At 32.7% G+C, this 11799-nt stretch carries 11 protein-coding genes; 7 read left to right on the forward strand and 4 right to left on the reverse strand.

What is annotated here, in order from left to right:
- Window positions 1-114: 114 nt before the first annotated feature.
- Together ccoS and CCORG_RS01230 are read right to left on the reverse strand one after the other, a co-directional pair.
- Window positions 115-342 (reverse strand): cbb3-type cytochrome oxidase assembly protein CcoS, encoded by a 228-nt coding sequence (gene ccoS, locus CCORG_RS01225; protein WP_025802651.1) that lies wholly within the window; start codon window positions 340-342, stop codon window positions 115-117.
- Window positions 339-2681, reverse strand: coding sequence for a heavy metal translocating P-type ATPase (locus CCORG_RS01230; RefSeq protein WP_025802652.1), 2343 nt, complete (start codon window positions 2679-2681; stop codon window positions 339-341). The genes ccoS and CCORG_RS01230 overlap by 4 nt, the downstream gene beginning before the upstream one ends.
- Before the next feature lie 98 nt (window positions 2682-2779).
- Here CCORG_RS01230 and CCORG_RS01235 point away from each other — a divergent pair, with 98 nt between their 5' ends.
- The 4 genes from CCORG_RS01235 to CCORG_RS01250 all read left to right on the forward strand — a co-directional run bounded on the left by CCORG_RS01235 (window position 2780) and on the right by CCORG_RS01250 (window position 6793).
- Entirely contained in the window at window positions 2780-3151 is a 372-nt protein-coding gene (locus tag CCORG_RS01235) for a hypothetical protein (protein WP_025802653.1), read from the forward strand.
- An 84-nt stretch (window positions 3152-3235) separates the two neighbouring features.
- Window positions 3236-4531, forward strand: coding sequence for a transcription termination factor Rho (rho, locus tag CCORG_RS01240; RefSeq protein WP_025802654.1), 1296 nt, complete (start codon window positions 3236-3238; stop codon window positions 4529-4531).
- 2 nt (window positions 4532-4533) lie between these two features.
- Window positions 4534-5166: an SIMPL domain-containing protein gene (locus CCORG_RS01245; protein WP_025802656.1), complete on the forward strand. Its 633-nt coding sequence runs from the start codon at window positions 4534-4536 to the stop codon at window positions 5164-5166.
- Window positions 5159-6793 carry a DNA polymerase III subunit gamma/tau gene (locus CCORG_RS01250; RefSeq protein ID WP_025802658.1) on the forward strand — a complete coding sequence of 545 codons (1635 nt, stop codon included), beginning with the start codon at window positions 5159-5161 and terminating at the stop codon, window positions 6791-6793. Before CCORG_RS01245 ends, CCORG_RS01250 begins: the two co-directional genes overlap by 8 nt.
- A 49-nt stretch (window positions 6794-6842) precedes the next feature.
- Here the strand turns inward: CCORG_RS01250 and putP are convergent, their stop codons facing one another.
- Together putP and nusA are read right to left on the reverse strand one after the other, a co-directional pair.
- Window positions 6843-8330, reverse strand: coding sequence for a sodium/proline symporter PutP (putP, locus tag CCORG_RS01255; RefSeq protein WP_025802659.1), 1488 nt, complete (start codon window positions 8328-8330; stop codon window positions 6843-6845).
- A 1-nt stretch (window position 8331) separates the two neighbouring features.
- Window positions 8332-9432: a transcription termination factor NusA gene (nusA, locus tag CCORG_RS01260; protein ID WP_025802660.1), complete on the reverse strand. Its 1101-nt coding sequence runs from the start codon at window positions 9430-9432 to the stop codon at window positions 8332-8334.
- A gap of 153 nt (window positions 9433-9585) precedes the next feature.
- Between nusA and CCORG_RS01265 the strand changes: the two genes are divergently transcribed.
- From CCORG_RS01265 to CCORG_RS01275, 3 genes are read left to right on the forward strand one after another with little or no spacing between them, the layout of a single operon-like run.
- The gene (locus CCORG_RS01265) at window positions 9586-9828 is read left to right on the forward strand and encodes an HP0268 family nuclease (RefSeq protein ID WP_025802662.1); all 243 of its coding nucleotides are present in this window, start codon (window positions 9586-9588) and stop codon (window positions 9826-9828) included.
- Window positions 9825-11132, forward strand: coding sequence for a tRNA (N6-isopentenyl adenosine(37)-C2)-methylthiotransferase MiaB (gene miaB, locus CCORG_RS01270; protein WP_034971389.1), 1308 nt, complete (start codon window positions 9825-9827; stop codon window positions 11130-11132). Before CCORG_RS01265 ends, miaB begins: the two co-directional genes overlap by 4 nt.
- A 42-nt stretch (window positions 11133-11174) precedes the next feature.
- Window positions 11175-11777: a lysophospholipid acyltransferase family protein gene (locus CCORG_RS01275; RefSeq protein WP_342355562.1), complete on the forward strand. Its 603-nt coding sequence runs from the start codon at window positions 11175-11177 to the stop codon at window positions 11775-11777.
- Window positions 11778-11799: the final 22 nt, after the last annotated feature.

Here is an 11799-nt window from a genome sequence, read left to right on the forward strand (position 1 = left end):
TTAAACTGTTTTGTAAATTTCTAATCTTAAGCTTGTGTAAATTTAATAATTATCATCTGTATGTTGTATTAATTATTTAAAATTTTAGCAACACGGCTAGTTTTTATATGTAAATTAGTCTGGCAACTCATATCTATCACTCTTTTTGCTTTTAGCTTGTTTTCGTTTCTCTTCCATTTTGATAGCATCATTTAGTGCTTCTTCGCTGTCAAATTTAGTTCCATCTAAAAATTTAGAGTAGTCTTCAAACTGACCGCTTTTTATCCCCCAAAGAAGTGCTACTAAAAGTAGCACCCCAACCGTAAGAGATACTAAAATCATCAAAGCCAAAATTCCACTCATTTAAATTTCCTCCTTATTTTTAGGCTATTTAGGACTACAATTATTGAACTTAAACTCATAGAAATAGCCGCTATCATCGGTAGCATTAGCCCAGCCATGGCTATTGGAATTGTAATAGCATTATAAAAAAACGATATTAAAAGATTTTCTTTAACCACTCTCATTGATTTTTTAGATATTAAAATACTCTCTTTTAGGCTTTGTAAATCATCCTTTAAAAGCACAACATCGCTTTTTTCGATGCTTATATTTGCGCCACTTCCCATCGCTATACCAACATTTGCAAGTGATAAGGCACTTGCATCATTTATCCCATCTCCTACCATTATCACCCCTTTTAAATCTTCTATAAATTCAGCCTTTTGTAGCGGGCTAAAATTTGATCTAAAGTTTTTTATACCTAAATTTATAGCCACTTTTTTTACAACATTTTCACTATCACCACTTAAAAGATAGATATTAAATCCTAGCTTTTTAAGCTCTTTTATTACACTATTTGCTTCATCTTTTATCTCATCTTCTAGATAAAAACTTGCTAAAATTTCACCATCAAAGCTAAAATGATAGCTAGTCGTTTCGCTTTGATTATTAGGCTTACCAACAAATTTAGCACTTCCAGCTTTTATGTTTTTACCTTGAAATTTAGCACTCACACCTTTTCCTAAAATTTCATTAAATTCATCAAAACTGATATCATTTGCTTTAAAATTTAAGCTTTTTAAAACAGCTACACTTACAGGATGGTTGGATTTTTTAAGTAAATTTACTAATAAATTTAGATCGCATTTTGGCGAAATTTCACTTTTTTTAACCTTTAAATTTCCTTTTGTTAAGGTTCCAGTTTTATCAAATACAACATTTTTGCAACTGTTTATCTCTTCTAAAAACCTAGCTTCTTTAAAAACAATGCCTTTTTTAAGCCCCACTCCAAGCCCAACAAGAGTTGCCACAGGCGTTGCAAGTCCTAAAGCACAAGGACACGCAACTATCAAAACACTAACTGCTATAACCATTGAGCGTTCAAAATTTCCAGTTATTAAAAACCACAAAGTAAAACTAATAGCGCCAAGAACTAAGATAACACTTGAAAAAATAGCTGAAATTTTAGTTGTTAAATTCTCAAGTTTTGGCTTTTTAAGTGGTGCATTTTCTAGTAAATTTATGATTTTGTTTAAAAATGAGCTTTTAAAATTTGTACTAGCAACGCACTCTATGCTGCCATTTATACACACAGCACCACTTGTTATTTCATCTCCTGCTTGTTTAAAAACAGGCATACTCTCCCCAGTTAAGCTTGAGTAATCAAAACTAGCTTGACCGCTTTTTACAACTGCATCAACTAAAATTTTATCGCCACTATTTATTAAGACAGTATCACCTTTTTTTACTAAATTTGCACTGATACTTTCAAAATTTTCCCCGTTTTTTACTTTAACATCACTAATTATAAAATTTGAAAGCCTATCAAGTGAGTCATTAGCTCTTTTTTTACTGATAAACTCAGCGTATCTTCCAGCAAATACAAATGTTATAAGCATAACAACAGATTCAAAGTAAACTTCACCACTTCTACTAAGCATCGCATACACTGAGTAAAGATAAGTTGTAAGTGTTCCAACTACGATTAAAAGATCCATATTTGGCACTTTTGTTTTAAGCGAAGTTTTTGCGCCTTTAAAAAAACTAGCACCGGTATAAAAAAGCACAGGAGTGGCTAATAAAAACTCAGTAAAATGAAGTATATCTTTGATATCTCTTGACATTCCACTAAAATATCCGCCATATAAAGCAACAGCTATCCACATAATGTTCATTGTGACAAAAACACCAACTAAAAGTCTTGAGTAATACTCTCTTCTTTTTGCGTTATAGCGTTCATTGGCACGATTTGCATCATATGGTATAGCTTTATATCCTATAGCCATAATGGTATTGAAAATTTCAGGTAGTTTTATTTGTGAATCATCCCAGATAATACTTGCTTTATTAGTTGAAGCGTTAATGTTTACATCTAAAATTCCATCTTTATTAATCAAAACCTTCTCATTTAGCCACACACAAGCTGTGCAGTGAATGCCATCAATAATGATATGAATTTCACTAAAACCATCTTTTGTAGTTTGAACATAGTTTTCATATATTGTTTTTGCTTCTTTTAAAGCCTTAGTCTCTCCAACAGGCGTTAATGATATATCCCCACGCCTATCATAAAACTCACTAAATCCAGCACTATTTAAGAGATAAAATACCTGCTTACAGCCATTACAACAAAATTTATTGCCATTTGCATCGCTTTGTAAATTTTCAAATTCTAAGTTACAGTGTGAGCACTTTTCCATTACATTTTACTTTCAAATTTAACTTTTGTAAATTTTACTACAACACTACTAAAAACAAGATGAAATTTATGCTAAAATAGCAAGAAAAAGGATAAAATTTGCTTTTAATAGCTGGTTTTTTAGTGTGTGAAATTTTAGGAATTTATCTAAATAGAGGTGATAATTTTGGTGAAATTTTAAACTCTTATACAAAAAGATGGCAAAAAAGTAAAGTGCTATTTTTTGCCACGGAGTTTAGTTTTATTTATCTAAATTTTATAGTTTTTGGGCTAAATTTAACTAACTTTTTAACTATAAGCTTATATCTTTTATACGCAACAGATCTCTTTTATAGAGTCTATCTTTGTGATAAATTTAGTAAAAATGAGTTAAATTATGAGATGAAATTTATGCTAAATATAAGTATTTCAGTTAAATCTCGCCTTTTAATCTCAATATCAATGGCTATAGCTTTATCTATGGCACTTTAAGATAAAAATAAGCCAAATTTGATTAAAATGTCAGATAAACTTTCAGAAATATTTCAGAAATTTCCAAAATTTTAAAGAGGTTAGATGGAAAATAAAAAACAACATAGCAGAACTCACATTCCTGTAGATGGACATAAGATTGAAGAATTAAGAGCATTAGAAACTGATGATTTAGTAGCTATAGCCGATGAAATGGGTATAGAAAATCCAAGCAGTTTTCGCCGTCAAGAGCTAGTTTTTGAGATTTTAAAGACTCAAACAAAAAACGGTGGATTTATACTTTTTACAGGAATTTTAGAGATAACAAACGAGGGATATGGCTTTTTAAGGGGGCTTGACTCAAGTATAACCGACTCTATAAATGATGCTTATGTGAGCCTTTCTCAAATTCGTAAATTTGCTTTAAGAGTTGGCGATATAGTCACAGGCCAGGTTAGAGAACCAAAAGATCAAGAAAAGTACTACGCACTTTTAAAAATAGAAGCTATTAACTATAAAACCATAGAAGAAGCAAGAGCAAGACCTCTTTTTGATAACTTAACACCGCTTTTTCCAGTTGAACAGCTTAAACTTGAGTATGATCCTATGAAATTAACAGGAAGGGTTCTTGATCTTTTTACTCCGATAGGAAAAGGTCAAAGAGGACTTATCGTAGCTCCACCAAAAAGTGGTAAAACCGAACTCATGAAGGAGTTGGCTCACGGAATTGCGAGAAATCATCCAGAAGTTGAGCTTATGGTGTTACTTGTTGATGAGAGACCAGAAGAGGTTACTGATATGCAGCGCTGTGTAAAAGGTGAGGTTTTTAGTTCTACTTTTGATGAGCCGGCGATTAATCATGTAAGAGTTGCAGAACTTGTTATAGAAAAGGCTAAACGTTCTGTTGAGATGAAAAAAGATGTTGTGATTTTACTTGATAGTATAACTCGTCTTGCAAGAGCTTATAATACAGTAACACCAAGTAGTGGCAAGGTTTTAAGTGGTGGTGTTGATGCAAACGCTCTTCATAAACCAAAAAGATTTTTTGGTGCAGCAAGAAATATCGAAGAAGGTGGAAGCTTGACAATCGTAGCAACTGCTTTAATTGATACTGGATCAAGAATGGATGAGGTTATATTTGAAGAGTTTAAAGGTACTGGAAATAGTGAAATTTTACTTGATCGCGATATTAGTGAAAAAAGAATTTACCCAGCTATAAATATCATAAGAAGTAGCACTAGAAAAGAAGAGCTTTTACAATCTCCTGATATCTTACAAAAAGTTTGGGCACTTCGTTCAGCAATAGGAACTATGGATGGGGTTGAAGCACTTAAATTTTTATACTCTAAAATGCTTAAAACAAAAAATAATGAAGAGTTTTTATCTATAATGAATGAGTAGATATGAAAAAATTTATAGTTTTTTTTATCTTTTTTAGCTCTCTTCTTGGAACTGAAGTTACTGTTTACGCAGAAGATGAGATAACTCTTGCTCCTGATAGTATGGTAGTAAATTTACAAATTTCCTCAACTGCTAATACTTTAAGTGATGCAAAAGCTAAAAACGATGAGATGTCATCTAAGCTATATAACTACTTAGCTGATAATAATATCTCAAAAGATAGCACAAGAGTTGTTAGTACAAATTTATACACAGATGATAATTATGACAGTAATGGAACAATAGTTGCTAAAAGTTATAGAGCAACTAAATTTATAGCCATAAATTTAGCAAAAAATAGCGATGAAATTTTAAATAACATTATAGATATGGGTGTAAGTTACGCAGATATTGGATATAAAAATAGTGAAATTTCAGCCTATAAACAAAAAAGCTTAGAAAATGCTCTAAATTTAGCCATTATAAAAGCTAAAAAATTAGCAAAAAGTATAAATAAAGATGTTTCTAGCATTGTTAAAATAGAAGAAATTCCAGCTGAAAATCTCTTTTATGGTGCAAAATCAAGTGGCATAGATAACCCAGTTATCTTAGTTAAATCAAAAGTAAAATTAAAGGTTTTGCTAAAAGATGAGTGAAGTTTTAGCCCTTAAATATCGCCCTAAAAATTTTAGCGAACTAATCGGTCAAGAAAGCGTATCTAAAAGTCTTAGCTACGCTCTTGATAGTGGAAGAATAGGTCATGCTTATCTTTTTAGCGGGTTAAGGGGAAGTGGAAAAACATCAAGTGCTAGGATTTTAGCTAAGGCTTTGCTTTGTGAAAAAGGCGTAAGTAGCAAACCTTGCGAAGTTTGTGATAGCTGTAAGATGGCAAATGCTGGAACTCACTTTGATATCATTGAGATGGACGCTGCTAGCAGGCGTAAGATTGACGACATAAGAGAGTTAATCGAGCGAACTCACTCGGCACCAGCTCTTGGTAAATTTAAAGTGTTTATAATTGATGAGGTTCATATGCTCACAAAAGAGGCGGCAAATGCCTTTTTAAAGACCCTAGAAGAGCCTTTAGAACATGTCAAATTTATACTTGCTACAACTGATCCTTTAAAGCTTCCAGCGACAATCTTATCAAGAACGCAACACTTTAGATTTAAAGCAATATCTCCAAATTTAGTGGTATCTCACCTTAAAAATATCCTAAATTTAGAAGGTATAAATTTTGAAGATGAAGCTTTAAATTTAATAGCAAGAAGCGGTTCAGGCTCTCTTAGAGATAGTATAACACTGCTTGATCAAGCCATAAATTTCACAGGTGGAGAAGTAAGAGCTGATAGAGTAGCTGATATGCTAGGACTTCTTGATCCAGCAAGGATAGATGAAATTTTAAGCATTGTTGTAAATCAAGATAGAGACGCTTTGATTGATATCTTAAAAGAGCTTGAAGCTTACGATGCACAAACGATAATTGAACAACTCATAACAAATCTAAGAGATAAATTTTTAGCTAAAAATCCAAAATTTAGCACTCTTATGTATGAGAGGTTTTTTAGGATACTAAGCGAGGCTAAATCGATGCTTGGAAGCGATGATAGCTTTACTTTGGCTATGACTTTATTTATGATGATGGAAGCTCTTAATTTAAAAGAGATAGATGCTGAGATTTTAGAGATACAAAAAGCCAGTGTAAAAACTCATGAAATTTCGCCTAAGCCACAATCAATTAAAAATAGTTTAAACTCACCAGATCAAAGAGATTTTGAGCAAACTTTAAAGCCTGAAAAACCAGCCCCAAATGAAGATTATGAAAGATATATAAGAGCTTTGTATGATAGAAACTACGATCTTGGGGAGTGTTTTAAAGAAGCAATAGAATTTGTTAAATTTGAAAACAACACTCTTTTTGTAATCTCTCACGCCAAAGGCAAAAACCGTGAAATTTTAAGAAAATCATCAAGAGCAATTATGGCGGTTTTAAGAGCTACTTTTGGAGATGATGCTAATATAAATATCTCTCAGCCAAAAGATGATGCAACTAAGAATTTAGAAAAAACAGAGCCAAAACAAAATTTTGATATCTCTAGTGACTTAAAAAATTTAAAAGATATCAAAAACTCTCTTGTTAAAGATGATAAAAGTGACATAAAAGCTAAAAATAGTGAAATTTTAAATGAGTTAAAAAGCACAAACACATACACTATAAATGAAGATGAAAAAAAGCTAAAAGAGCTTAATAGATTATTTGGTGAGCCAAAAATTGAGAGCTAAAAGCCACTTATAGTTGTGAGTTTTTAAACCCACAACTATAAATTTAGCCTTAAATTCTTTTTTTCATATACTCAAACTCTTTTAAGACCCGTCTTGAGCGAGCAAGACTTTGTTTATCGTGCATTGAGTTTACTAAATTTACTAGCCAAATAGCAAGACTTGATAGCAAAAATCCAGGAAGTAGCTCATAAATATAACTACTTAGCCCAAAAACTATCCATAATATAACCGTAAGACCGCCAACTATCATACCAACTATAGCTGACATTGCTGTAGTTTTGCTTGAATAAAGCGAAAACAGAAGCACAGGACCAAAACTAGCACCAAACCCAGCCCACGCATATCCAACAACTTTTAAAACTGTATCATCAAGAATAAAAGCAACTAAAGTTGAAACCATAGCTATAACTATTACAAAAATTCTACTAAACATGGTTTTTTCCTTTTCGCTTAGATCTTTTTTGAAAAACTCAAATAAAAAGTCTTTTGTTGCAGAACTTGCCGATACTAAAAGCTGACTTGAGATAGTACTCATTATGGCTGCTAAAACAGCTGAGATGATAACGCCTATGATAAAAGGATGAAAGAGTGTATCGCCTAGCTTTAAAAATACAGTCTCAGGGTCATTTAAAGGCGATCCTTGTTGATTAAAATACACAAAGCCAATTAGCCCACTAAAGCAAGCGCACATTAGCCCTAAAACCATCCACAAAATTCCTATCCTTCTAGCTTCTTTTAGTTCATTAGCATCTCTTATAGCCATAAATCTTACGATGATATGAGGCTGTCCAAAATACCCAAGCCCCCAAGCTAAAAGCCCTAAAGTTCCAAAAAAAGTTTGCCCTTCAAAAAGGCTTAAGTGGTTAGTTTTAAGCTCATTATCGTATCTGTTAATCTCACTAAATATTGATCCATCAATTTGAAAATATGCAACAAGAGGTATTAAAATGAGTATACAAAGCATCAAAAGCCCTTGAAAAACATCAGTTTGACACACTGCTTTAAACCCGCCAAAAAATGTATAAAAAACCACAACCAATAGCGTAAATATCGCCCCATAAGCAAAATTTAGTCCAAAAAAGCTCTCAAAAGTTTTACCACCTGCTATTATTCCGCTGCTTACATAAAGAGTGAAGAAAAAGACTATGATAGTTGCTGATATAAGGCGTAAAATTTTTGTCCTATCTCGAAAGCGATTTTCTAAAAAATCAGGAATTGTAGAGCTATTTTTAGAAACTTCTGTATAAATTCTTAGGCGTTTTGCTAAAAATTTATAATTTGCCCACGCTCCGATACTTAAACCTATAGCTATCCAAGCTTCTGAAATTCCACTTAGATAAATAGCCCCTGGAAGTCCAAGCAGCATCCATCCGCTCATATCTGAAGCACCTGCTGAAAGAGCAGTCATGAAAGGACCTAGCCTTCTGTTATCAAGCAAATACTCATCAACACTTGCTTCTTTTTTGAAATTTCGTTTACCTATATAGATAAGAATAGCAAAATAAAGTGCAATTGCTAAATATGTATAAAAGCTCATCTTACTCACCAAACAGGGCTTTTAAGCTCTCAAGTCCACCGCTGTTTTTAGTTTCGTTTGTTAAACCAGTTTCAATAAGTTCAATCTCAAAGCCTGTTAACATCGAAGCTAGGCGGATATTGATTCCATCTTTACCAATGGCTTTGCTTTTTTGTTCAGGATTTATGTGAATGATAGCTTTATTGTCTTCTATTTTGACTGAATTTATGATCGCTGGGGCTATCGCTCTTGAAACCATAAGAGTTGGTTCTGCTGAAAATTCTATAGCGTCTATATTTTCACCACAAAGCTCTTTACTAACTGCATTTATCCTAACTCCTTTTACTCCAACGGTTGAGCCGATGGGATCAATATTTGGCGAGATTGAACTAAGAGCGACTTTAGCTCTTCTTCCTGGAATTCTTGCACATGCTCTAATTATCACGCTTTTATCAGCAATCTCAGGAACACTTGCCTCAAGAAGTGCTTCTAAAAATTTAGGTGTTGTTCTAGAAATTTCTATTTTTATATTGTTTCTATTATCAATATATACTCTTTTTATAACAGCTTTTACCATTTGACCAACTTTAAATTTCTCATTTTTTATACGGTTTTTTCGTGGCATATAAGCTCTTAAATCATCAAATTCTATAAAAGTAGTCTCATCATTATCTATATGAACAACGCTTCCAAATACTATATTTCCAACTTGACTTGTGTATTTTTCAAAAATTTTCTCTTCTAATAGACGCTGTATATGGTAGTTAAGCTCCTTAGCAAGGGCTAAAGATGCAGTCCTTCCAAAGCTTTCTATATCTAAAGCATAACTTAAAGCATCTCCTACTTCAGCACCACTGTCTAGTTTTTTTGCATCTTTTATAGATATAAATTTAGCACTATCTTCTCCATCAAGCCTTTCATCATCATTTTTAACGATTAAAGTTTTTTGAAAAAGCAAAATTTTCTTACTCTCTTCATCGTATATGGCTTCATAATCATGCTCATCGCCATAAATTCTCTTAGCAGTTTGTACAAATGCTGTTTTAACACGCTCTTTTACATCTTCTATTGGCAAGCCTTTTTCATTTGCCATAGACTCAATAATATCACTAATTCTTTCCACTATTTTCCTTTTTTGCTAACATTAATAAAACCTTTGGAGATTAAATTTGAAGTTTTTGATTATACAATAAATTCCCTTTTGTTAACTTTAATCCAAATTTTAACTCATTTTAGATATAATCACAAATTTAAAAAAGAGCACAAGGGGTAAAATATGGAGTTAAAGATAGCAAGAAAAGAACTAAACAGCGCTCCTAAGGGCATAAGTTTAGAAAATATTGAGAGTGAAGTTAAAAAAAGCGGACAAAAAATTTATTACTTTGATAGAGAGAATTCCCACAAAGATTTAATCGCTTTGATTGAGCACTTTGAAACAAAAGGAATGAGTGCTTATTTAAGAACTGTAAAATACGGTCTTGATGAGAGTGAGTATATGTATGAGGTTCATATACTTTGAAAGAAAATTTAAAAGAGAAACTTCTTTATATACAAACTCTTGGCTGTGCGATGAATGTTCGTGACTCAGAACATATCATCGCCGAGCTTAAAGATGAAAACTATAAATTAACTGATGATATTACCCAAGCTGATCTTATACTTATAAATACTTGCTCGGTTAGAGAAAAACCAGTTCATAAACTTTTTAGTGAGATAGGAGGCTTTGAGAAAAATAAAAAAGTCGGTGCTAAGATAGGCGTTTTGGGATGTACTGCAAGCCACCTTGGAAAAGATATAATAAAAAGAGCACCATATGTTGATTTTGTGCTTGGTGCAAGAAATACTTCAAAGATAAAACAGGCTTTAAAAACTACAAAATTTGTAAGTACAGATATAAATTACGATGATAGCGAGTATGCTTTTAAAGAGTTTAGAAGTTCGCCATATAAGGCATTTGTAAATATCACAATAGGGTGCGATAAGAAGTGTACTTACTGTATAGTTCCACAAACTAGAGGCGATGAGATTTCAATTCCTCTAAATTTAATCCTTGCTGAGGTTGAAAAAGCAGCAAAAAACGGCGCAAAAGAGATATTTTTACTAGGTCAAAATGTAAACAACTATGGTAGAAGATTTTCAAATTCTCATGAAAAAGTCGATTTTAGTGATTTGTTAAATAGAGTAAGTGGAATTTCAGGCGTTGAAAGGATCCGCTTTACAAGCCCACATCCACTCCATATGGATGATAAATTTCTTGATACATTTGTAAATAACCCTAAAATTTGCAAATCAATGCATATGCCTTTACAAAGTGGATCTAGTGAAATTTTAAAAGCGATGAAGAGAGGCTATACAAAAGAGTGGTTTTTAGATAGGGCTTTAAAACTTAGAAAACTTTGCCCCGAAGTTAGCATAAGTACTGATATAATTGTCGCTTATCCAGGCGAGAGCGATGAGGATTTTGCCGATACGATGGATGTGATAGAACAGGTTAAATTTGAACAAATTTTCTCTTTTAAATTTAGTCCACGCCCACTTACTTTTGCTGCGAATTTAGAGATGATTGATGATGAAATAGCAAGCAAACGCCTAACAACTTTACAAAACCGTCATAATGAAATCCTAGATGAGATAATGAGTGCTCAAATGGGCAAAACTCACAGCGTTTATTTTGAAGAGCTAAGAGCTGATGGAATGGTAGGTGGCAGAAGTTTTTCAAATTTTAGTGTGATGGTAAAAGGAAGTGAAGAGCTTTTAGGAACTACAAGAGATGTCATCATAACTCAACCAAAAAGAATGGCTTTAATTGGAGAGCTTGTTTAAATGAGCTTTTCAAAAAAAGCTAAATTTTTTATAGCCGAGTGGGTGATATTTTTTCTTATTTGGCTTATTTATCTAACTTGTAAGAAAACTTTTACATCTACAAAACTTCCACAAAAACCATGCGTTGTTGTTTTTTGGCATGGACGCTTAGCGATGATGAGTTTTGCGTATAGGCGTTACTGGGGCAAGGACTATGAGTATAAAAAGCAAGGAAAAGTTATCATCTCTGATCACAAAGATGGCGAAATCATAACTAGAGTAATAAGTCATTTTGGTATCGGTGCCATTCGTGGTTCAAGCCGTAAAAATGCCGCAAGAGCGCTTATATCAGCTTTTAGAGAGGTGGACGGGGGAACTGATGTTATCATTACTCCAGATGGTCCAAAAGGTCCACTTCATAGCGTAGCAGACGGAGCTGTCATAATAGCACAAAAAAAAGATCTTGAAATTTATGCACTAAACTATGAAGCTAGTAAATTTTGGAAATTTAAAAGTTGGGATGAGATGATACTTCCAAAACCTTTTTCAACTATAAATTTTAGCCTTTCAAAGCCTTTTAGCGTTGCAAATTTAACTCTTGAAGAAGGAAAAACTAAAATTCAACAAGAGCTATTTAAAGCAAGAGAACAAGATAGTAAATTTTAAAAATAGATTATTGGAAAATAAA

It is taken from the genome of Campylobacter corcagiensis (assembly GCF_013201645.1).
GTDB classification, from domain to species: Bacteria; Campylobacterota; Campylobacteria; order Campylobacterales; family Campylobacteraceae; genus Campylobacter_B; species Campylobacter_B corcagiensis.